The sequence below is a fragment of the Olsenella sp. KH1P3 genome (assembly GCF_900167315.1).
Lineage (GTDB): Bacteria > Actinomycetota > Coriobacteriia > Coriobacteriales > Atopobiaceae > Olsenella_J > Olsenella_J umbonata_A.
Genome location: NZ_FUWQ01000002.1, coordinates 281,188 through 303,890, shown reverse-complemented (window position 1 = coordinate 303,890; position 22,703 = coordinate 281,188). Strand labels below are relative to the sequence as shown.

The window sequence follows — 22,703 nt, the reverse complement described above, 5'->3', positions numbered from 1 at the left end:
GCCCGGAAGGGGAGGCCGCACGTGGCCGAATCCGCCGCGATCGAGGGTCCCGCGAGGTCCGCCAGGCTTGCCGCCGGGACCGACTACGAGCGCTTTCGCGAACGCAAGCTGCACGAGCGCCCCGGCTTCGCCTACGTCACCTACCTCTGCACTATCCCCCTCGACTTCGACCGCGTGCCCGAGCACTGGCACGACCAGATGGAGGTCATCTACGTCAAGGCGGGCCGCGGCGTGGTCTCGCTGGACTTCGAGCGCCATGAGGTGGGGGCCGGGACCATCGTGGTGGTGTGCCCCGGGCGCGTCCACGCGATCGAGGGCGTCCCCGGCGAGCGCATGGAGTACGAGAACATCATCTTCTCGCTGGAGGCCTTCGACTCGCGCATGGAGGACGACTGGTGCCGCGACAACGTCCTGGTGCCCCTGCGCGAGGGGACGCTCTCGTTCGACTGCGTGCTCAGGCCCGGCGGCGCCCTGCACGACGAGGCGGCCCGTGCCCTGGACGCGGCCGATGCCGCATCCGCCGAGCGCGGGCCGGGCTACACCCTTGCGGTCAAGGGGAGCGTCTACCTGTTCTTTCGTGCGCTCTACGCGCACGCGGAGCGTGGCGCCGCTGTTGCGCCCAACGCGGTGGCCGAGCGCCTGAAGCCGGTGCTGCGCGAGGTCAAGCTCCATTTTGACAAGCCCATCAGCGTGCGCGAAGCGGCGGGGCTCGCCGGCTACAGCGCCGCGCACTTCATGCGGGTCTTCCGTCGCGAGACGGGCCAGACCTTCGTGAGCTACCTCAGGGCATACCGCCTGTCGGAGGCCGAGGCCATGTTGCGCCGCACATCCGAGCCGATCTCGGCGGTGGCCGAGGGCTGCGGGTTCGACAGCGTGCCGTACTTCACCCGCAGCTTCAGGGCCGCCTACGGCTGCGCGCCGCTCGCCTACCGCAAGAGGTGGGCGGCGGCCGCGGCCGAACCCGCGCCTAAGGCTGCGCCTGGAGGATGAGCGGCTCGCCCGCGCTGCGCACGACGCCGTCACTTACCTCGGCTCGCCCTCCCGAGACCAGGTCGCGGTAGCGTCCGTCGGGAAGGCTGACCTTGACCTCCGCCGCCTCGCCCGTGAGCGAGAGGACCGCCACCACCGAGGGATGCTGGTCCCCGACGCGGCCGCGACCCACGACGGCCACGTCCTTCTCGGCCGAAAGCGTCTGCGTCTCGAGGCCCGCGAGCGTCTCGTGCTTTATGCGGGCGAGAAGCGCGAGCAGGCCTGAGATGTCGTCTTTCGCTTCCCAGTCGATCGGGTCCTTGTCGAAGAGGCTGGGCTGGTGGGTCGCGCAGAGCTCTTGTCCGGCGTAGAGCAGGGTCGTGCCCTTCAGCACAAAGGCGAGCGCCGTCAGGTTGCCCAGCGAGTGGCCGCCAAGGCGCGAGGCGATGCGCGGCAGGTCGTGGTTCTCGAGGTAGCGCATCTTGTTCGCGCCCTCGGGGAAGACGAAGTCCTGGTAGTCCAAGAGGTCAAGAATGTGCGCGAGGGTCGCCTTGCCGTCCAGGTAGTCGTCGAAGGCCTCCTGAACGTCGTAGGAGTACTCGATGTCGAAGGCGTCGAACATCTCGCTGTCGCGCGCGCAGTACATGCCCCGGGCACGCGCGGCCTGGGCGAACGAGCGATGCACGGTTTCGGCCAGCCAGACGAAGCCGGGGTGGACGCGCTCGACCTCCGCGCGGGCGCGCCTCCAGAAGTCGACGGGCACGAACGAGGCGACGTCGCAGCGGAAGCCGTCGACGATGCGGGCCCACGAGCAGAGCGTCTCGACTTGGTAGTCCCACAGGGCACCGACGTTGTAGTCGAGGTCGATTATGTCGGTCCAGTCGCCCACGTGGTTGCCCGGCTTGCCCGTGGCGGTGTGCCAGAAGAAGCCCGGGTGCTCCTCGAAGAGGACAGAATCGGGGCTGGTGTGGTTATAGACAACGTCTATCATGCAGCGCATTCCAGCCTGATGAATCGCGTTCACGAGGTGCCTGAGGTCGTCGAGGTCGCCGTACTCGGGGTTGACGGCGCGGTAGTCGCGAATGGCGTACGGGCTGCCAAGCGTCCCCTTCCGGCTCACCTCTCCGATGGGGTGGATCGGCATGAGCCAGACCCAGTCGGCGCCGAGCGAGCGTATGCGCCCAAGGTCGCCCTCGAGTGCGCGGAAGGTTCCCTCCTGCGTGTGGTTTCGCACGAAGACAGAGTAGATGACCTGGCTCGATATTGTATCTCTGCACGTATGCGGCATGACAGTCCTTTCTTGACGGTTGGCGTGCCCCAGCGTGCGGGGTGGTGTCCGCGGCGGTTTTATCGCATAGCCGAGCACCTTGGCAACGCATCCCGTCGGCAAGATACCGCTCGCGGCCAAATTCGCTTCGCTCACAGCAAAAAGTCTCGGAAACGTTTCCAGACGATTCCGAGGCGGGCTATAACGATGTCAGCGGGAAGCCGGAAACGTTTCCAGTAACGTTTCCGGAATCGTTTTCGCCGCTATAGCCAATTTCAATAACGAAAGGGGAGACGGGATGACCATCAAGGATGTCGCTCGCTACTGTGGCGTTTCCGTCAGCACGGTCTCCCGCGTCCTCAACAACCACCCGGACGTGAGCAAGCAGGTTCGCGCCAGGGTCCAGGAGGCCATCGCGACCCTGCATTACGTTCCCAACAAGAGCGCCCGCGACCTCGTTGCCGCCCCCATGAACGCCATCGGCGTCGTCATCCGCGGCAGCGGCAACCCCTTCTTCACCCCCATCATCAACGCGATGGACGAGGAGGCTGACAAGCACGACTGCACCCTGATCTCCGAGCTCATCTCCGACCGCGACAACGAGATATCGGCCGCGGCGGAGTTCGTGCGCTCCAAGCGCCTCAAGGGCATCATCTTCCTGGGCGGTCGCTTCGACTACACACAAGACGAGATCGCCAGCATCGGCGTCCCCTTCGTCTGCTGCACCTTCGACAACCAGTTCGGCGACCTGGACGAGTCGTCCTTCTCGTCGGTTTCCATCGACGACGCGGCGGAGGCCCTCAAGGCAACCGAGTTCCTTTTGGAGCACGGGCACCGCAAGATTGCCATCCTGCTGGACTCCGTCGACTCCAACTCCGTCGGCGCGCTGCGCTACAGCGGCTACTGCGCCGCCCTCAAGGATGCGGGCGTCCCCGTCGACTGCGACCTTGTGGTCCAGACGGGCGGGTTCTCCATGTCCTCCGCCTACGATGAGACCCTCGCGCTCCTGGGCAGGCGTCCGGACGTGAGCGCGATCTTCTCGATCTCCGACTCCATGGCCGTTGCCGCGATGAAGGCCATCTCTGACCTTGGCCGCCGCGTGCCCGAGGACGTCTCGGTCATCGCCATCGACGGCATCGAGTCTTCTCTCTACACGGTTCCAACGCTCACCACGCTCTGCCAGCCGCAGCAGACCTTCGGAAAGACTGCGGTTCAGGTGCTGATGGGCGTCTTGAACGACGGTGCCCAAAACGAGCACCTCAGGTTGGAAACTACCCTGCGTGTCGGAGGGACCGTAGGGAGTAGGTAGCGGTTTCGCTGAAGGTAAGCGAAGAAAGAGAAGAGGTTTTGATTATGAAGGCAATTACGCGTAGGTCTTTCCTCGGTGGCGCCGCCTCTGCGGCCGCCATTGCCGGTCTCACCGCATGCAGCGGCGGCTCTGGCAGCCAGGCTTCTTCTGGCGACTCTCGCAAGGGCAGCGTTTACTGGCTCAACTTCAAGCCTGAGCTGGACGAGGCCGCCCAGGAGCTCGGCAAGAAGTACACCGAGAAGTACCCCGACGTCAAGGTGAAGGTCGTCACCGCCGCCTCGGGCACCTACGAGCAGACGCTCACCTCCGAGATGGACAAGGATGCCGCCCCGACGCTGTTCGTCATCGGCAACAAGGCTGCCGTGAAGGAGTGGGGCAGCTACGCCATGGACCTCAAGGACACCGACCTCGTCAAGGCCCAGAGCACCGACGAGTACAACCTGAAGGACGGAGACAAGGTCGTCGCGGCAGGCTACTGCTACGAGTGCTATGGCATCTGCGTGAACGACGAGCTGCTCGAGAAGGCCGGCCACAGCAAGGACGACATCAAGGACTTCGCGTCCCTCAAGTCCGTTGTCGAGGACATCCACAGCCGCGCCTCCGAGCTCGGCTTCGACGCCTTCGTCGCGACCGACCTCGACGACGCTTCCTCCTGGCGCGTCACCGGCCACCTTGCCAACCTTGAGTACTTCTATGAGGAGAAGAAGTCCGGCAGCGCCTGGGACGAGTGCCCCAAGACCATCACCGGCGAGTTCCTGCCGCAGTACAAGAACCTGCTCGACCTCGCTATCAACAACAGCACCGTCGCTCCCAACACGCTCGCGACCGGCGGCCACGACCCCGTCACTGAGTTCTCCACCGGCAAGGCCGCGTTCATCTTCTCGGGCTCCTTCGGCTACGCCGACGTGAAGGACGGCGTCTCCAAGACCTCCTGCATCCCGTACTACTGCGGCGTCGACGGCGAGGAGAAGGCCGGCCTCAACTGCGGCACCGAGAACTGCTGGGCCGTCAACGACAATGCCTCCGACGAGGACAAGCAGGCGACCCTGGACTTCGCGCTCTGGCTCGTCACCGACCCCGAGGCCTCCAAGACCATGGTCGACGAGCTCGGCATCCTTCCCTTCAACGACGCACCCGAGGGCTCGAACCCGTACCTGAACGACGCCGCGGAGTACGAGAAGAACGGCTGCTACACGATGGATTGGGCCACCAACTACCAGCCCAACGTCAACACCTACCGCGCCGCCCTGGTCTCCGCCCTCAACTCCTACACCGCCGATCCCTCTGACGCGAACTGGGATGCCTTCAAGACGGCCTTTGTCGACGGCTGGGCCCAGAACTACGGCAAGTCCAGCGAGTAGCGCGCGCCGGCTTCCTTTCAAACCATTCGTACTACCTCGCACTTTTGCAGTACCTTCGCACGCAGGAGAGGCCGGGTGGGCGTCCGCCCTCCCGGCCTCCTTTCAAAAGGCTCGTTAGGGGCAACCATGAGTAAGAAAGCAAAGGGAGGCAGCATCCGGCAGAACTCCATCCGCAGATGGGCGGGCCTGTTCATCTGCCCGGTCTTCGTGGCGTTCTGCATCGGCTTCGTCTGGCCCTTCATCCAGGGAATCTATCTCTCGTTCTGCAACTTCAAGCTGGTCTCCAAGGCCACGTTCGTCGGGCTCGACAACTACGTCGCGGCCCTCTCAGATGCAAGCTTCGCCCACTCGTTCTGGTACACGGCGGCCACCACGATCGTCAGCCTGGTCCTTATCAACGTGATCGCGTTCTCCGTCGCCTACGTCCTCACCCAGAACATCAAGGGCTCGCATATCTTCCGCACCGTGTTCTTCATGCCGAACCTCATCGGCGGCATCGTCCTGGGATACATCTGGTCGATGATCTTTGACGGCATCCTCCAGGCCTACAGCACCTCGATTCTGCTTGACACCACGCTCGGCTTCTGGGGCCTGATCATCCTTATGTGCTGGCAGCAGATCGGCTACATGATGATCATCTACATCGCCGGCCTCCAGGCCGTGCCCGAGGACATGATCGAGGCCGCCAAGATCGACGGCGCGAACAAGTGGCAGGTCCTGTTCAAGGTGATCATCCCGAACGTCATGCCCTCGATTACCATCTGCACGTTCCTCTCGCTCACCAACGGCTTCAAGCTGTTTGACCAGAACCTGGCGCTTACGGGAGGCCTGCCCTACATCATCCAGCCCAACGGCAGCACCATCAACACGACCGAGATGCTCGCCCTCAACATCTACAACACGTTCTACACCACGGGTGCGGCCGTGCGCGGCGTCGCCCAGGCCAAGGCGGTCCTGTTCTTCATCCTCGTCGCCGGTCTCGGCCTTGCGCAGCTCGCCTACACCCGCAAGAGGGAGGTGCAGCAGTAATGGCAACCAAGGAAGAGACGCTCGCCTCCGAGAAGCGTCGCAAGACCATCATGTCCGTCGTGCTGGCCGTCATCTGCGTCATCTACGTCCTGCCGGTCGTCGCGGTCGTCATCAACTCGTTCAAGCTGAACACCTTCGTCAAGACCGACACTTTCGCGCTCCCCACGAGCGAGAGCTTCGCCGGCTGGGACAACTTTGTCAACGGCATGACCTTCGGCAACTACCCGTTCTGGAAGTCCGCCCTCTACAGCGTCATCATCACGGTCTCCTCGACCTTCCTGATTCTGCTGTGCTGCTCCATGGCGGCGTGGTACATCGCCCGCGTGAACTCCAAGTTCTGCAAGGTCGTCTACTTCCTCTGCGTGTTCTCGATGGTTGTGCCCTTCCAGATGGTCATGTTCACGCTCTCGAAGACCGCCGACACGCTCGACCTCAACACCCCGTGGACGATTCCCATCGTGTACCTTGGATTCGGCGCCGGGCTCGCAATCTTCATGTTCGTGGGCTTCGTGAAGTCCATCCCCCTCGAGATAGAGGAGGCTGCCGCAATCGACGGCTGCGGGCCCGTCCGCACCTTCTTCTGCGTCGTGCTTCCCATGCTCAAGCCCACGCTCATCTCCGTCGGCATCCTCGAGATCATGTGGGTCTGGAATGACTACCTCCTGCCGTACCTCGTGCTCGACATCAACGAGTACCGCACCATCCCCATCCACATCCAGTACCTCAAGGGCTCGTACGGCACCGTCGACCTCGGGGCGACCATGGCGCTCATCCTGATGAGCATCATCCCTGTCATCATCTTCTATCTGGCCTGCCAAAAGCACATCATCAAGGGTGTCGCCGCCGGCGCAGTTAAGGGGTAGAGATGAGAAGATCCAGCGCAATCATCCTGCCAATCTACGCCCTGCCGTCTCCCCACGGCATCGGCACCCTGGGTCGGGCCGCCTACGACTTCGTGGACTTCCTGTCCGACGCACACCAGGCCTGGTGGCAGCTGCTTCCGGTTGGCCCCACGAGCTTCGGCGACTCCCCCTACCAGAGCCCCTCGGCCTTCGCGGGAAACCCCTACCTCATCGACCTTGACATGCTCGTGGAGGACGGCCTGCTGACCCGGCAGGAGGCAGACACCCCCGACTGGGGAGACGACCCCAGCAGCGTCGACTACGCCCTTCTCTACAAGAGCCGCGCCTCCGTCCTGAGGCTTGCCTTCGAGCGCGGCTTCGAGCGTGACCGGGGGGACGTGACGCGCTTCCGCTCGAAGAACGTGTCGTGGCTCGAGGACTACGCCCTGTTCATGGCCATCAAGCGCCACTTCGGCATGGTCTCGTGGCTCGAGTGGCCCGACGAGGCCATCCGCATGCGCGAGCCCGAGGCCGTCGCGGGCTACCGCGCGAAGCTCGCCGACCAGGTGGACTTCAACGTGTACGTCCAGTACCTGTTTTTCCGCCAGTGGGAGGCGCTGCGCTCCTACGCGGGCGAGAAGGGCGTCGGCATCATCGGCGACCTTCCCATCTACGTGGCGCTTGACTCCTCCGACGTCTGGGCCGAGCCCCAGTGGTTCCAGCTCGACCGGAAGAACATCCCCGTGGAGGTCGCGGGCGTGCCGCCCGACAGCTTCAGCGCCGACGGGCAACTCTGGGGCAACCCGCTGTACGACTACGACGCGATGGAGGCCGACGGCTACGGCTGGTGGAAGCGTCGCATCGAAGGTGCCTCCAGGCTCTACGACGTGATCCGCATCGACCACTTCCGCGGCTTCGAGTCGTACTACGCCGTGCCCTACGGCCAGAAGACGGCGCGCGGGGGCCGTTGGGTGAAGGGGCCCGGAATGGGCCTGGTCGGGACGCTCAAGAGGGCGTTTCCCAAGGTCGAGTTCATCGCCGAGGACCTGGGTTACCACACGCCCGAGGTCGAGCGACTTCTGGAGGACTCCGGCTTCCCCGGCATGAAGGTGCTCGAGTTCGCCTTCGACTCGCGCGACCAGAGCCTCTTTCTTCCCCACAGCTACGAGCGCAACAGCACCTGCTATGTCGGCACGCACGACAACCAGACGCTCATGGGCTGGAGGGAGGAGGCCGACCCCGCCGACGTCGAGCGTGCCCAGAGGTATCTGGGGCTCAACGCCGAAGAGGGCTTTGTCTGGGGCTTTGTGAGGGGCGGCATGTCGAGCGTCGCCACGCTCTTCGTCGCGCAGATGCAGGACTACCTCGGTCTTGGCACCGAGGCCAGAACCAACACCCCCGGCACGCTTGGGGGAAACTGGCAGTGGAGACTGCTGCCGGGTCAGATAACGTCAGAGCTCAGCGAGCGCATTGCCTCGATGACTCGCATGTATGGAAGGAGCGCGAGCTAGCCATGGCAGAGGTGAGCTTCAAGCACATCAAGAAGGTCTATCCGAACAACGAGCGCAAGAGCCGCAAGGGCAGGGGCGCCAAGGCCGAAAGGCCCGCGAACGTCACCGACGAGGGCGTCCTGGTCGTCAAGGACTTCAACCTGGACGTCGCCGACCGCGAGTTCATCGTGCTGGTCGGACCTTCCGGCTGCGGCAAGTCGACCACGCTGCGCATGATCGCCGGCCTGGAGGACATCACGGCGGGCGAGATCGCCATTGGCGGCAAGGTCGTGAACGACATCGCCCCCAAGGACCGCGACATTGCCATGGTCTTCCAGAGCTATGCCCTCTATCCCCACATGTCCGTCTACGAGAACATGGCGTTCCCACTCAAGCTGCGCAAGCTCCCCAAGGACGAGATCGACCGCAAGGTGCGCGAGGCGGCGGAGACCCTGGGCATCACCGAGTACCTCGATCGCAAGCCCAAGGCGCTCTCGGGCGGCCAGCGCCAGCGCGTCGCCATCGGCCGCGCCATCGTCCGCGAGCCCAAGGTCCTGCTGATGGACGAGCCGCTCTCGAACCTCGACGCCAAGCTGCGCAACCAGATGCGCGCCGAGATCATCAAGCTGCGCCAGAAGATCGACACCACCTTCATCTACGTCACACACGACCAGACCGAGGCCATGACCCTGGGCGACCGCATCGTCATCATGAAGGACGGCATTGCCCAGCAGATCGGCACCCCGCACGAGGTGTTCGACCACCCCGCGAACCTCTTCGTCGCAGGCTTTATCGGCGTCCCGCAGATGAACTTCTTCGACGCGGACCTGGTCCGCACGGGCGACTCCTATGTCGTCAGGCTCGGTGGCTTCGAGGTCGCGCCCAGCGAGGAGAAGCAGGGCAATCTCAGGGCCAAGGGCGTCGGCTCCCAGAAGGTTACCCTGGGCGTGCGTCCCGAGCACATCACGCTCGCCACGCCCGACATGCCCTCGCTCACCGGTACCGTCGACGTGTCCGAGATGATGGGCTCCTCGGTGCACCTGCACATGTCCTCGCTCGGACAGGACGTCGTCGCCGTGGTCAACACCATGGACGCGACCGATCCCACCGTCGCGCATCGCCACAACGTGGGCGAGTCCGTCAACTACGCGTTCTCCGGCAACGCCATTCACCTCTTCGACAAGCAAAGCGGAACAAACCTGGAGTTCTAGAGAGAGCCCCCTCTTTCTTCGCCTCGTGCCGCAGCTCGGCGCGAGGCATCCACGGCCCCGGCGGCGAATTCATTCCAGTTGCCGCCGGGGCCGCTCTTCCGTGTCCTTCTTGCTTTGTCGCGCCGCCGGCCATGGGATAATCGTCGCATGATCACCACGCAGCCCAGTCGAGAGGAGTCCCCATGAAGGTCGCCGTCGTAGGAACGGGAATGATCGTCCGCATGGTCGGGCCGCACCTGGCCTCGTGGGGATGGGAGGTGTCCGACGTCGCGGGCACGTCCCTCCAAAAGGCGCAGGCGGTCACCCAGGAGCTCGGGGGAGAGCCGCACGTCGACCTCGGACGGATGCTCGCGCTGACCTGCGCCGAGGTCGTCTACGTGGCCACGCCCAACCACCTTCACCACGAGCACGTCCTTCGCTGCCTGCGCGCTGGCAAGAGCGTCATCGTCGAGAAGCCTCTCGCGTCCAACGCCCGGGAGGCCGAGGACCTCGCCCGCGAGGCCCGCGAGCGCGGGCTCTTCCTGTGGGAGGCGACCACCGTCTACCACCAGCCCAACTTCAAGGCGCTGCGCGAGCTGCTCCCACGCATCGGCAGCGTGCGCCTGGCCCTCCTGAACTACAGCCAGTACTCCAGCCGCTACGACGCCTTCCGCAGGGGAGAAGTGCTTCCCGTCTTCGACCCGAAGAAGTCCGGCGGTGCGCTGATGGACCTGGGACTGTACTGCCTCGCGTTTGCCGTAGGGCTGTTCGGCGAGCCATCTGGCGTTCGCTACGAAGCCAACGTCCAGCGGGGGATAGACACCTCGGGCGTTGCGCTGCTCGACTACGGTGATTTCAAGGCGGTCTGCGCCTGCGCGAAGGACAGCGCCGCCCCGCTCGTCCAGACCATCCAGGGCGACGACGGCTACCTGAGCCTCCGGACGCCTCCCAGCCAGGTGGGCCCCGTGACGCTGTGCCTCAACGACGGCCGCGAGGAGACCGTCGACCGCAACCCCCAGATCCAGTGGGAGTCGGAGTTCCTCGAATTCGCAGAAGACTACGCGGCCGGGAATGCGGGCCTTTCTCGCTCGCGCGAGGCTCTTGAGCTCTCGCTTGCGGTCAGCAGGGTGCAGACCAGGGCGCGCCAGTCGGCCGGTATCGTCTTTCCCGCCGACTAACGCGGGCGAGCCGGTGGGCGTGCGGGAGCCCGGAAGGCTTCTGTGACAAAAGTCATATGGCGCGCGGATTACCGCTTCGCTAGAATCCTTGTCTGACCTAAGCCGGTCGCCCCTCCGCACGAGGCGGTTCGGGAGCCGGCCAAAAGGAGTGATTTGATATGAGTAATGAAAGGCACCTCGACAGCGAGAGCGGATGGCTCATGCTCTTCGCGAACGTCGTCCTGTTCCTTGCGACGGTGGTGAGCTTCCTCAGGTTCATCGCCTCGGACGGGGACGACTTCCTCTACCTCCTGATATTCCTGGTGTTCCTCGTCGCGTCCTTCCTGGTGTCGAACGGCTTCTTCACGCTGCAGCCTGGTCAGGCGCGCGCCTGCGTCCTGTTTGGCGAGTACGTGGGCACCGTGCGTGACGAGGGCTTGCGCTGGGCCAACCCGTTCTACGCCAAGAGCCTGGGCGCAAACGGGAGCTCCAAGGTCTCGACGCGCGCCCGCACGCTCAACGGCGAGCCCCTCAAGGTAAACGACAAGATGGGCAACCCCATCGAGATCGCGACCGTCGTGGTCTGGCGCGTCCAGGACACCGCCAAGGCCCTGTTCGACGTCGACGACTACGAGAGCTTCGTTGCGATGCAGACCGAGACGGCCCTTCGCCACGTCGCCAGCGTGTACGCCTACGACCACATGGAGGACGACGACGAGAACGCCGAATCCATCACGCTGAGGAGCAACATCGAGGAGGTCTCCGCTGCACTCAAGGAGGAGCTGAGCATCCGCTTCGCCCCCGCGGGCGTCGCCGTCGACGACGCCCGCCTGACGCACCTTGCCTACGCGCCCGAGATCGCCCAGGCCATGCTGCGCCGCCAGCAGGCCGAGGCCGTCATCGCCGCGCGCAAGAAGATTGTCGAGGGCGCCGTCTCCATGGTCGACATGGCCATCGAGAGGCTGTCTGAGGAGAGCGTCGTCGAGCTCGACAACGAGCGCAGGGCGCAGTTCGTGACCAACCTCATGGTCGTCCTCTGCGGCGAGTCCGAGGCTCAGCCCGTGGTGAATGCGGGCAACCTGTAGGGGCGTCCCTAGGCGGACACGCTGACATAGGCAGGGTCCCAGGCCCGACGGTACGCCCCGCGGCGGCCGCCGGGCCCTTTCGTGCCGCGCGTTAAGCGGGCCAGAAGGACTCTGCGCGCGCCGTTGCCACGAAGCGGCCGTTCACGCCCTCGAGCTCCCGCACGAGCTCGATGAAGCGCGAGCTTTCGCGCTCGGGATCGGTCTGCGTCATGCACGCCGGCTGCGGCTCGGAGGGGGCGCTGTCGTGCGAGAGGCAGCGCCCGCACGAGACCCAGCGCCCTCCCACGCTGGCGATGCGGGCGTTGACCGTCCCCGAGGTCCAGTTGCGCCTCGTCGAGATCAGGTCGCACGAGACCTCGAAGTCGCGGCAGGTCCGCGTCTCCCTCATGACGCTCAGCTTGCGCTTGGGGTCTTGGGCGATGACCCAGAACGTCGAGAAGAACTGCGTCCTGGCCAGCTCCTTCACCGTGGCGTCGCCCTGCGCGTACGCCTCGACGAGCGTCTGGGGCGCCTCCGGGAGAGGCTCGCCCGCGCGCTCAGCGGCTGTGGCCTGCGCGAAGTCGAAGTCGAACAGAACCCATTCGGTGAAGGCGGAGTTCACGGCGTTTATCTCCGCGACGGTGGGGTAGGGCTTGTAGTACGCCGCGGGGTCGACGAAGGCCACGAAGTGGTCACGAGCACGCTCGAAGGCGTCGGGATGGTCCTTCTCGGCTTGCGAAAGAATTTGCAGGCAGTCGCTCCTGCCCAGCACTCGCTGCTCGCTCTTGTACAGAATCATCTCTGCTCCCTTCGTCGTTGCGGAGAGGTGATTCTTGCACGGTGACCTTGTGGGTTGCTCTCAAAACTGGGGCGCCAGTCTGGCGCGAGGCCGTCGCGGAGGGCTGCCTGCAAGGCGACGCGGGTTCCGTCGTAGACCTCGGCGGCTTCGCGCCTTCCCTGCGAATGCTGGCGACTTGGGATGGCGCGTCGTATAGAATCACGTTGTCTACCCTGAAAGGAGTGGCATGACCCAGATGACTTCACAGGAACCCGAGGCCCGCAAGCGGGCGGGATCCGCCGAGCTCGACGCGCTTCGCACCGCCGAGGAACGTCGCGTTACCGACGAGGGCAACCCCGCCCGCCCTACGGGGGAGAGCGGCTCGATGATGCTCCAGCGCATGAACAGGAGCCATGCGGACGTGACCAACTGGGCCCTTGACTACCTCGACTTCGACTCGAGCGCGACCGCCCTGGACATCGGCTGCGGCGGTGGCGCCACCATGCGCCGCATCCTCGACAGGATGGGGCCGGGCAGCGGGGTCGTCGTGGGCGTCGACTACAGCGAGGTCTCCTGCGAGGAGTCCCGCCGCCTCAACGCGGACATGATCGAGGCGGGCAGCATGCGCGTGGTCCAGGCCTCCGTCGAGGACCTGCCATTCGACGACGCGAGCTTCGACCTCATCACGACCGTCGAGAGCTTCTATTTCTGGCCTGACCCCCTCGAGAGCCTCCGCGAGGTGCGCCGCGTGCTCAAGCGGGAGGGAAGCTTCATGCTGGTCGCGGACGTCTACCGCAAGGAGGGCCTGTCCCGCCAGGTGCTCGACAACATCGAGAAGTACCACCTTACCGTGCTGACGCCTCAGGAGTATCGCGACCTGTTCGTGGCCGCCGGGTTCTCCGACGTCACTGTGCACGTGAGGCCCGGGACCGACTGGATCTGCGTGGAGGGCGTCGCCTAGCGCGGGCCAGGACGGTCGCGCCTCTTGGGGAAGCACCCCCTCGCATGCCCCGTCGTCCGTTCGCGTCCGTGGATCGCGAGGCTAGAACCTTGCGACCTCGTTCGGCTCGGGGCCGAACGTGCTGAAAGTCGCACACGCGTCCTTGAAGTACAGGACGATGGTGTTCTCGTCGTTCTCGTCGTACATGTCGCGCAGGCTGGGGTAGGCGTCGAGCATGTGGCGCTTGGCCGCTACGCGGTCGTCGGGCACGAGCTCGCCCGAGACGCGCAGCCACTTGGGGCCCTTCCAGGCGCAGAGCTCGACCTTGGGGTTCGCGAGGATCTGCTTGTAGACGTCCTTGGACTTGCCGGTCTGGATGTACAGGTGCCCCTCAAACAGGTCGACCGTGCCAAAGGGACGCACGCGCGGCTGCGAGCCGTCGGCGGTTGCCAGGAAGTAGGTGGGGGACTCGTTCTTGAGGAAGTCGTATACGTCTTCGATGGTTGCCATATTAATGTCCCTTCGGGTCGTGGTTCCTGTTGCATTATAGGGGTCTGCCACTCGCCGCGTCACGTTACCGCGTAAGGGGTATGTTCTGCCGCCTAAAGGAATTGTCCGATTCCGTCGTTGAGGCGCGCCGTAAACTAGCATCGCTTGCGCCCGTGCCAACACCCCGCACGGGCGCACTCCTTTTATGTCGGCCCCTTGTGGCAGAATGTGCCCAGAAGACGACAGGAGGAGTCCCATGCCCTACAGCATCCGACGGTACGAGACCGTCAACGCGCGCTCGCTTCCACGCTCGTACGTCTGCTATGACCTCGAGACCACGGGGCTCGGCTCGGACTGCCGCATCATCGAGGTCGGCGCGGTCCGCGTGATCGACGGCTACGAGGACGAGGTCTTCTCGAGCTTCGTGGCGCTGCCCGAGGGCATGTGCGTATCCCCGGGCGCCTACGCCGTCAACCACATCTCGGACCAGATGCTCGTGGGCGCCCCGACGGAAGCCGAGGTGTACGCGGCGTTTCTGGACTTCGTGGGCGAGCTTCCTCTCGTGGGGCAGAACATCGTCTCGTTCGACAACCCGTTCATGGACCGCGCGGCCGAGCGCCTGGGCATGCCGCGCGTGACCCAGAACGGCTCGCATGACACCATGGTGCTCTACCGAAGGCTCGTGGGACGGCCCTCAAACCTCAACGCCATCTGCGCGTACTACGGCATCCAGAACGAGGAGGCGCACCGCGCGTGGGCCGACGCCCGCGCCACCAGCGACTGCTACCAGGCAATCATCCGCGACGCGGCCTCGCGCTCCGTCGACGCGCGCGACCTCTCGGCCGAGCCCATAGCCCACGAGCTCGACGGGCAGCTGCTCTGCTTCACGGGCAACACCTTCGAGTTTCCCAAGCGCGACTGCGAGATATTGGCCCTCGAGCACGGCGGCAAGCTGCACAACGGCGTGACCAAGCGCGTGACCCTCCTGGTTGACCTCGAGGGCCGCGAGAGCGCGAAGGTCCGCAAGGCGCGCCAGTACGGCACCGCCATCGTCAGCGGCGCGGCCTTCCTCAAGATGATCGGGCTTGCCCCCGAGGATCTGCGTCGTCCTCCCGTCCTGCCGCGCTAGGTCGCAGCCCGCGCCTCGCGACCGCGTGCCCGACGCTCGCGCGTTGCAGACCTAAGTGCAAGTGACATAGATTTTATCTTCTCCTCTGTATACGATTTTCCAAGTGGGGTATTTGTCATTGCGTATACGCCTCGCGCCGCCCATGCCAGGGGCTGCGCGTACTTGGAATCGCTGTTGAAGGGAAGTAGTGCGGCATGAAGCAGTTCAAGACCGAGAGCAAGAAGCTCCTCGACCTCATGATCAACTCGATCTACACCAACAAGGAGATCTTCCTGAGGGAGCTCATCTCCAACGCGTCCGACGCGCTGGACAAGCTCTCGTTCGAGAGCCTCACCCAGAAGGACGTCAACGTTGAGGGTGAGCTGGCCGTGCGCCTGGCGTTTGACAAGGACGCCCGCACCATCAGCGTGAGCGACAACGGCATCGGCATGACCGAGGCCGAGCTCGACAAGAACCTGGGCACCATCGCGCACTCCGGATCTGAGCAGTTCAAGGAGGAGAACTCCGACCACCAGGGCGAGGACGTCGACATCATCGGCCAGTTCGGCGTCGGCTTCTACTCCAGCTTCATGGTCGCCGACAAGGTGCGCGTCGTCAGCCGCGCCTATGGCGAGGACGTCGCCCACGCTTGGGAGTCTGACGGCGTGAAGGGCTACACCATCGAGGAGGTTGCTGCCGACCAGCTGCCCGAGGACCTCTCCGGCGAGGGTGCCCACGGCACCGTCATCACCCTGTATCTGCGTCCGTCGACCGACGAGGACGACACCGACCAGTACCTGAGCGAGTGGAAGCTCCGCGAGCTGGTCAAGCAGTACTCCAACTACGTGCGCTACCCGGTCCAGATGATGGTCCAGAAGTCCCGCGAGCTGCCCAAGCCCGAGGATGCCGGCGACGACTACAAGCCCCAGTACGAGAGCTACGAGGAACTCGAGACCATCAACTCGATGACCCCGATCTGGAAGAAGCGCTCCTCCGACGTCGAGCAGAAGGACTACAACGAGTTCTACAAGTCGACCTTCCACGAGTGGAGCGACCCCGCGCGCACGGTCTCGTTCCACGCCGAGGGCGCGCTGAGCTATGACGCGCTGCTCTTCATCCCGTCCGAGGCCCCGTTCGACCTCTACAGCAAGGACTACGAGAAGGGCCTGGCGCTCTACACCTCCAACGTCCTGATCCAGGAGAGGTGCGCAGACCTCCTGCCCGACTACTACAACTTCGTCCGCGGCATCGTTGACAGCCCCGACGTGACCCTCAACATCAGCCGCGAGACCCTGCAGCAGAACTCCCAGCTGCGTGCCATCGCCCGTCGCGTCGAGAAGAAGATCCACTCCGAGCTCGAGTCCATGCGCGACAACGACCGCGAGGCATACGAGAAGTTCTTTGACAACTTCGGTCGCGGCCTCAAGTTCGGCATCTACAGCAGCTACGGCTCGAAGGCGTCTGACCTTGCCGACCTGCTTCTCTTCTGGTCCGCGCGCAAGCAGAAGATGGTGACGCTCAAGGAGTACGCCGCCGCCATGGCAGACGGCCAGGACAAGGTCTACTACGCCGCCGGCGACGACCGCGAGCGCCTCTCGAAGATGCCCATCGTCAAGACCGCGCTCGACCACGGCTACGACGTCCTGCTGTGCACACAGGACGTGGACGAGTTCATGTTCCAGTTCATGCGCAGCTACCACGTGGACGCCGTCGCCGGCGACTCCGAGAACAAGGGCACCGACGCCCGTGACGTCGAGTTCGCCAACGTGAGCGCCGCGGACCTCGACCTCGCGACCGACGAGGAGAAGAAGGAGGCCGAGGAGGCCAGCGAGAAGAACAAGGACCTCTTCGAGCAGATGGCCAAGGACCTGGGCGACAAGGTCTCCAGCGTCAAGGTTGCCGCCCAGCTGGGCGACGCGCCCGCCCGCATCTCGTCCGAGGGCCCCGTCTCGCTCGAGATGGAGCGCGTCCTCGAGCAGGGTCCCGATGCCGGCAAGGCTCCCAAGGCCCAGCGCGTGCTCGAGCTCAACGCCGCTCACCCCGTCTTCGGCAAGCTCGTCGCCGCCAAGGACGCGGGCGACGAGAACCGCCTCAAGCTCTACGGCGACATCCTCTACAACCAGGCGCTGCTGGTCGAGGGCATGCCGATTGACGACCCCGTCGAGTTCGCGCGCGAGGTCAGCGAGCTCATGTAGGGCGAAGATCGTTTGCTAGACTGGTGGTCGTGGCGGCCGGACGGGCCGCCGCGTCCGTCAGGAGGCAGGTCATGCAGTACAGCGCCACGTCATGGTCACTATCCCGCAGGAGCTTCGTGGCGGCATCCGCGCTTGCTGCGTCCACGGCCGCGACCTGCGGTCTGAGCGCCTGCGGACAGAATGCGAATGACGCCGAGGACGCCCGTGAGGGCGGCGAGGTGGGGGAGCCTCTCGACCAGAAGGTCGGGCGGCTCCTCTCTTCTCTCTCGCGCGAGCAGAAGGTCGCGCAGCTGTTCGTGGTCCATCCCGAGGCGCTCACGGGCGTGGGCACGCAGACCTCCGCCGGCGACGCGACGCGCGAGGCACTGGGCGCCCATCCCGTGGGAGGCCTGATTCTCTCGGCCTCGAACCTTGTCGATCCCGCACAGACCGAGGAGCTGGTCGCGCGCCTCAAGTCCCTGGGGCGCGAGGCTGCCGCCGGTCTGGTGCCGCTCGTTGCCGTGGACGAGGAGGGAGGCACGGTCTCACGCGTTGCCTCGAACCCGGCCTTCGACATCGCCAACGTCGGCAACATGAGCGACGTCGGGCAGACGGGAGATCCCGCCCGCGCGCGCGACGCGGCGGCCACGATTGCCGCCTACCTGGGCGGCTACGGCTTCGGGGTCGACTTCGCCCCGGTGTGTGACGTGGTGAGTGACCCGGCGAACTCGAGCATGGCGCTACGCTCCTTCGGGTCGGACCCGGACGTGGTGTCGGCGATGGCCTCGGCGCAGATCGAGGCCTTCTGCGAGGGTGGCATCTGCTGCTGCGCCAAGCACTTTCCCGGCATTGGCAACGCCCAGGGCGACTCTCACGAGCAGATGATCTCCTTGGGCAAGGACCTCGACGAGCTCAAGGCGCTCGAGCTGAGGCCGTTCGCCGCCGCCATCGAGAGCGACGTTCCCATGGTGATGGTGGGCCACCTCAGTTGTCCCGCGGTCGTGGGGGACAAGACGCCCGCATCGCTCTCTTCGGTCATGGTGCAGGGCCTCCTGAGGTCCCAGATGGGATACGAGGGCGTCGTCATTACCGACTCGCTCGACATGGGTGCCGTTGCGACGTGGGTCAGGAAGGACTGCCAGGGCGTAGCCGCGCTGGCGGCGGGATGTGACCTCATCCTGACCCCTGTCGACTTCGACGAGGCCTACCGGGGCGTGCTCGACGCTCTTGACTCGGGCGAGCTCTCGCAGGAGCGCCTGGACGAGTCCGTGCGCCGCATAATCGCCCTCAAGCTGCGGTTCTCTCTGGTATCGGAGGATGCCTGACCCTAGAGGAACATGTTCCTCTCCTTGAACTCGGCCTGTACCGTCTTGAACATGAGGTCGACGTCGTCAAGGCCCAAGTGGCGCTCGGCCTCGTCGGCTCCCAGGACGCCGCGCCTCTTGGCCCAGCTCTCGAGCGCCGCCGGTCGGGAGTCGTGAGGCAGGGTCTTGTACTCGGGGTCGCAGCGGCGGCAGATGTCACGTGAGTCGATAATCACGATCTGGCCGGACTTGCGCGCCTCTGCGTAGCCGTTGAGGTGCATGCAGAGCCAGGAGTCCTCGAACGCGGCGTTGTGCGCCATGATGGGGAACGCCTTGAACGCGGTGAGAAGCGCCTCCTGCTCGCGCTTGGCCTCGCGGAAGGGCCGCTTGCCCTTGAGGTCCGACCAGGTGATCTGGTGGATGTCGGACAGGGGCACGCCCTCCTGCTCGTACTGGGCGGGAATGCCGAAGTAGGCCGTGTGGCCGTCGTGCGGCTTTGCCTTGGGGGTGAGGTCCATGAACTCCATGCCCAGGTTGATGATGTAGCCGCGGTCGGGGTAGCGGTCGGTGGTCTCGATGTCGATGCCCATGATGGTTCCCGAGACGGGCGCCTCGGTGTAGGCGATGCCGAGGTCTTGCACCATGGGGCCAGCGGTCGCGGCGACCTCATCCATGCTGCGGTGCTGCATGGTCGCCACGGAGCGGATGAGGTCCTCGTCGGAGAGCTTGCGGGCGAGGTTCGAGCCGTTGGTGTCACGCAGGCGGCTGGCGCCGTACTTGTCGCAGATGATGCGGTTCTGGTCTGCGAGGTTCTGGATGATGCCGAACGAGAAGGGCTCCTGTCCCGCTGGCGCGCTCCACCAGGCGTCCAGAAGCGCGGTGATGGCCTCTTCGTTCTTCCTGCGCTCGTCGGTGAGCGCGCCGTCATCCATGAGGAAGCCGGGGAAGGCGAGGGCGTTTGCGTGTTCGAGTGCCTGTGCGAGGTTCATGCTGGTCCTATCGTGTGCGGCCGTAAGGCCGGTGTTGTCTTAGGGACAACAGTTTAGGGCACTTCCGGTGGCTCGCACCCCGCGCACGCGATACTGCGCCGAACATCCCGCACGTGTCACTACGACGTTTACTAAAATGCAGTCTTAACTTAAGCAGACGCTTGAGAAGGGCTTTCCTTCCCGTAGTGTAGGGGCTGTTCCTAAAGGGTCACATCGAGCGGGCGCCGCCAAGGCGCGCGGATACGGAGGCATGCATGGGCGCGACATACAAGACGCTGAGCGTTGCGGGAGACATGGGTGCGTGGATCAGGAAGGTCATCGTCGACCTGCCCGTCGAGGTCGGCGCGAACGACGTCGACGACGCGAGCTTCGGGGTCTACGTGGAGCGCATCGACCCCGAGACCGGCGAGGTCGCCCTCTCGAGGGAGCATCACGGCGACCCGGTGGCCCGACCCTCCAAGGGATATCCCACCGTCGAGGCCGCCTACGTGTGCGACGAGGCGGGAAGGCCCGCGGACAGGGGTTCGCACGTGGCCTTCGACCTGATCGAGGAGCGCCTCTCCAAGCGCTTCGACGGCAACGTGATGGGCACCAAGCGCAGGATTGCCAACTACCGCATCACGCAGCTCAAGGCCCTGCCGGGAAGCGAGCCCGGCGAGAAGGTCGTCGGTCTCGTGTTCGACGAGTGCGCGGGCGACATCTTCCCCGAGCTCGAAGGCTGGGATACCACCGGCTTCGGCACCTTCGACGGCATCGACATGCACTACGCGCTCTTCTCGCCCGACGTGCAGAAGGTCAACGCGCGTCGCACGGCCTCGCCCTTCGGCGCCAAGGAGCCGCTTCCCCAGAAGCTCCCGCTCATCGTGTGGCTTCACGGCGCGGGGGAGGGTGGCGACGACCCGTTCGTCACCATCTGCGGCAACAAGGTCACGGGCCTCTCGTCCGAGCACGTGCAGGACGTCATGGGCGGGGCCGCCTACGTGCTGGCGCCGACCTGTCCCACGTACTGGATGGACGACGGCGTGACGCCCATCGCCCAGACGAACGTTTCCATCTACACCAAGGCGGTCAAGGCCTGCGTCGACGCGGTGGTGGCCTCGCACGACATCGACCCCGACCGCATCTACGTCGGCGGCGACTCCAACGGCGGCTTCATGACCATGCGCCAGATCATCGACTACCCGGACTTCTACGCCGCGGCCGTGCCCGCGTGCTCGCCGTTCTACAGCCGCAACGTCACCGACGAGTACCTCGACCGCCTCAAGGGCCAGCACATCTGGTTCGTCCACAGCGACGACGACGAGATCGTCGATCCCACGCAGACGGCCCTTCCCATCTACCACCGCCTCAAGGCCGCCGGCGCGACTGACGTCCACCTCACCTACTACGACCACGTCGAGGACCTCTCCGGCCGCTACACCGACGACGACGGCTGCCACCTGCGCCACATGGGACACATGGTCTGGGTCCCGCTCTACGACGACTACCCCAAGACCGACCTCGACGGCTCGCGCGTCATGGTCGACGGCCGCCCCGTCACCGTCTGGCAGTGGTGCGGCCTCCAGCGAAAGTCGCAGTAGCGACCCCGGCCCCTGGCGCGACCGCGCTCGCAACATCGCCCTCCACTCCTTGGCGGCGTCACCTTCCTCCCGGTGGCGCCGCCGACTCCTATGTCGACCGGGCGAGAGGAGCGTGCCGCCGTGCCCCGCACCGCGCCGTCATATGAAAAGGGGGCCAACCACGCGGGCCGGCCCCCAGCAAGGGCGCATGCTCTTCTCGGCAGCGCTAGTCCAGGTCCTCGCCGTTGCTCGCGATGACCTTCTGGTAGTAGAAGAAGCTGTCCTTGCGGCTGCGGGCCAGCGTGCCCGTGCCGTCGTCGTGCTTGTCGACGTAGATGAAGCCGTAGCGCTTGCGCATCTCGCCGGTGCCGGCGCTCACGACGTCGATCGGGCCCCACCAGGTGTAGCCGATGAGCCCCACGCCGTCGTCGACGGCCTCGCGCATGGCGGCCACGTGCTTGCGCAGGTAGCTGATGCGGTAGTCGTCGTGGATCGAGCCGTCGGCCTCGACCTCGTCCTTCGCGCCGAAGCCGTTCTCGACCACCATGATCGGCAGCTGGTAGCGGTCCCAGATCTCGTTGAGGGCGATGCGCAGGCCCGTCGGGTCGATCTGCCAGCCCCACTCGGAGCTCTCGAGGTACGGGTTCTTGCCGCCCTGGGTCATGTTGCCGGCCGACTCCTCAAGCGTGCCGTGCGTGCCCACGACGTTGCTCATGTAGTACGAGAGCGTGTAGAAGTCGATCGTGCCCTCGCGCAGCAGCTCCTCGTCGCCGGGCTGCATCTCGATCTCGATGCCGCGCTCGGCCCACATGCGCCTCGCCCACGAGGGGTACGCGCCACGCGCCTGGACGTCGGAGGAGTACCAGTTGAAGTAGCGCATGCCCTCGAGGTTGGCCCACTGGTCGGCGGGGTCGCAAGTCTCGGGGTAGCTCAGGATGAAGCAGTCCATGTTGCCCATCATGGTGCCGGGGTGCGCCTCGTGGGCGTACTTGACGAGCTTCGCCGATGCCACCAGCTGGTTGTGCAGGGCGTTCATGCGCAGGTTGATGTCATTGGGCAGGTCGGCCATCGTGCCGGTGTAGCCCTGCACGGTGCCCAGCGACAGCGCCGCGCCGAAGGGTGCGCCCGCCACGTTGATCTCGTTGAACGTCAGCCAGTGCTTGACCTTGCCACTGAAGCGGTCGAGAAGGGACTTGCCATAGCGGAAGTAGAGGTCGATGAGCTCGCTGCTCGCCCAGCCGTTGTACTTCTCGACGAGGTGGTAGGGCAGCTCGTAGTGCGAGATGGTCACGAGCGGCGTGATGCCGTGCGCGAGGCAGCAGTCGAACACGCGCTCGTAGAACGCGAGGCCCTCCTCGTTGGGCTCGGTCTCCTCGCCGGTCGGGAAGATGCGCGTCCAGTTGATCGACATGCGGAAGATGTTCCAGCCCATCTCGGCGAAGAGCGCGATGTCCTCCTCATAGTGGTGGTAGAAGTCGGTGGCCTCGTGGCTCGGGTAGAGCGCACCGGCGTCAAGTGTGGCGTCGATTTGGCGCGGCGTCTCGAAGCTGCCGCCCCTCATGTGGTCGGGCAGGCTGTCGCCCTTGCCGTCCACGTTCCATGCGCCCTCGTACTGGTTGGCGGCCGTCGCGCCGCCCCAATAGAATCCCTTGGGAAATCCCATCTGTCGTGTCCCTTTCGTCCG

Annotated in this window: 19 protein-coding genes; 14 read left to right on the top strand and 5 right to left on the bottom strand. The window is 65.1% G+C overall.

Translation table 11 applies throughout. From position 1 onward, the window contains the following. The first annotated feature begins 21 nt into the window (after positions 1-21). On the top strand, positions 22-990 hold the full coding sequence (locus B5D13_RS03730) for a helix-turn-helix transcriptional regulator (RefSeq protein ID WP_234970673.1): 969 nt from the start codon (positions 22-24) through the stop codon (positions 988-990). On the opposite strand, the gene B5D13_RS03725 is transcribed toward B5D13_RS03730, so the two are convergent. Continuing rightward, complete coding sequence (locus tag B5D13_RS03725) at positions 968-2,257, bottom strand: alpha-amylase family glycosyl hydrolase (RefSeq protein WP_078686989.1); 1,290 nt, start codon at positions 2,255-2,257, stop codon at positions 968-970. The two genes, B5D13_RS03730 and B5D13_RS03725, sit on opposite strands and share 23 nt — an antisense overlap. A 277-nt stretch (positions 2,258-2,534) precedes the next feature. Between B5D13_RS03725 and B5D13_RS03720 the strand changes: the two genes are divergently transcribed. From B5D13_RS03720 to B5D13_RS03685, 8 genes are all read left to right on the top strand, one after another. Beyond that, entirely contained in the window at positions 2,535-3,545 is a 1,011-nt protein-coding gene (locus B5D13_RS03720) for a LacI family DNA-binding transcriptional regulator (RefSeq protein ID WP_078686988.1), read from the top strand. A 44-nt stretch (positions 3,546-3,589) separates the two neighbouring features. Continuing rightward, complete coding sequence (locus tag B5D13_RS03715) at positions 3,590-4,906, top strand: ABC transporter substrate-binding protein (RefSeq protein ID WP_078686987.1); 1,317 nt, start codon at positions 3,590-3,592, stop codon at positions 4,904-4,906. Between the two features lie 126 nt (positions 4,907-5,032). Beyond that, a complete protein-coding gene (locus B5D13_RS03710; RefSeq protein WP_078686986.1) occupies positions 5,033-5,935 on the top strand; it encodes a carbohydrate ABC transporter permease in 903 nt (300 codons plus the stop codon). After that, entirely contained in the window at positions 5,935-6,798 is an 864-nt protein-coding gene (locus tag B5D13_RS03705; protein WP_078686985.1) for a carbohydrate ABC transporter permease, read from the top strand. Before B5D13_RS03710 ends, B5D13_RS03705 begins: the two co-directional genes overlap by 1 nt. A gap of 2 nt (positions 6,799-6,800) precedes the next feature. Then, on the top strand, positions 6,801-8,288 hold the full coding sequence (gene malQ, locus B5D13_RS03700) for a 4-alpha-glucanotransferase (RefSeq protein WP_078686984.1): 1,488 nt from the start codon (positions 6,801-6,803) through the stop codon (positions 8,286-8,288). A gap of 2 nt (positions 8,289-8,290) precedes the next feature. Next, positions 8,291-9,478 (top strand): ABC transporter ATP-binding protein, encoded by a 1,188-nt coding sequence (locus B5D13_RS03695; protein ID WP_078686983.1) that lies wholly within the window; start codon positions 8,291-8,293, stop codon positions 9,476-9,478. Between the two features lie 182 nt (positions 9,479-9,660). Then, positions 9,661-10,635: a Gfo/Idh/MocA family protein gene (locus B5D13_RS03690; RefSeq protein WP_078686982.1), complete on the top strand. Its 975-nt coding sequence runs from the start codon at positions 9,661-9,663 to the stop codon at positions 10,633-10,635. Between the two features lie 158 nt (positions 10,636-10,793). Continuing rightward, entirely contained in the window at positions 10,794-11,699 is a 906-nt protein-coding gene (locus B5D13_RS03685; RefSeq protein WP_078686981.1) for an SPFH domain-containing protein, read from the top strand. Positions 11,700-11,790: 91 nt separating this feature from the next. On the opposite strand, the gene B5D13_RS03680 is transcribed toward B5D13_RS03685, so the two are convergent. Then, the gene (locus B5D13_RS03680) at positions 11,791-12,477 is read right to left on the bottom strand and encodes a hypothetical protein (RefSeq protein ID WP_078686980.1); all 687 of its coding nucleotides are present in this window, start codon (positions 12,475-12,477) and stop codon (positions 11,791-11,793) included. Positions 12,478-12,703: 226 nt separating this feature from the next. Between B5D13_RS03680 and B5D13_RS03675 the strand changes: the two genes are divergently transcribed. Then, positions 12,704-13,417 (top strand): class I SAM-dependent methyltransferase, encoded by a 714-nt coding sequence (locus tag B5D13_RS03675; protein ID WP_200802604.1) that lies wholly within the window; start codon positions 12,704-12,706, stop codon positions 13,415-13,417. Between the two features lie 81 nt (positions 13,418-13,498). On the opposite strand, the gene B5D13_RS03670 is transcribed toward B5D13_RS03675, so the two are convergent. Then, entirely contained in the window at positions 13,499-13,906 is a 408-nt protein-coding gene (locus B5D13_RS03670) for a pyridoxamine 5'-phosphate oxidase family protein (RefSeq protein ID WP_200802603.1), read from the bottom strand. A 235-nt stretch (positions 13,907-14,141) separates the two neighbouring features. On the opposite strand from B5D13_RS03670, the gene B5D13_RS03665 reads away from it, so the two are divergent. From B5D13_RS03665 to B5D13_RS03655, 3 genes are all read left to right on the top strand, one after another. Then, positions 14,142-15,014 carry an exonuclease domain-containing protein gene (locus tag B5D13_RS03665; protein ID WP_159443984.1) on the top strand — a complete coding sequence of 291 codons (873 nt, stop codon included), beginning with the start codon at positions 14,142-14,144 and terminating at the stop codon, positions 15,012-15,014. 194 nt (positions 15,015-15,208) lie between these two features. Continuing rightward, positions 15,209-17,188: a molecular chaperone HtpG gene (gene htpG / locus B5D13_RS03660; RefSeq protein WP_078686978.1), complete on the top strand. Its 1,980-nt coding sequence runs from the start codon at positions 15,209-15,211 to the stop codon at positions 17,186-17,188. Positions 17,189-17,259: 71 nt separating this feature from the next. Further along, positions 17,260-18,492: a glycoside hydrolase family 3 protein gene (locus B5D13_RS03655; protein ID WP_078686977.1), complete on the top strand. Its 1,233-nt coding sequence runs from the start codon at positions 17,260-17,262 to the stop codon at positions 18,490-18,492. 2 nt (positions 18,493-18,494) lie between these two features. On the opposite strand, the gene B5D13_RS03650 is transcribed toward B5D13_RS03655, so the two are convergent. Beyond that, entirely contained in the window at positions 18,495-19,460 is a 966-nt protein-coding gene (locus B5D13_RS03650; protein WP_078686976.1) for a 3'-5' exonuclease, read from the bottom strand. A 254-nt stretch (positions 19,461-19,714) separates the two neighbouring features. On the opposite strand from B5D13_RS03650, the gene B5D13_RS03645 reads away from it, so the two are divergent. Beyond that, a complete protein-coding gene (locus B5D13_RS03645) occupies positions 19,715-21,040 on the top strand; it encodes a carboxylesterase family protein (RefSeq protein ID WP_078686975.1) in 1,326 nt (441 codons plus the stop codon). Positions 21,041-21,245: 205 nt separating this feature from the next. On the opposite strand, the gene B5D13_RS03640 is transcribed toward B5D13_RS03645, so the two are convergent. Further along, on the bottom strand, positions 21,246-22,682 hold the full coding sequence (locus B5D13_RS03640) for a glycoside hydrolase family 1 protein (protein ID WP_078686974.1): 1,437 nt from the start codon (positions 22,680-22,682) through the stop codon (positions 21,246-21,248). Positions 22,683-22,703: the final 21 nt, after the last annotated feature.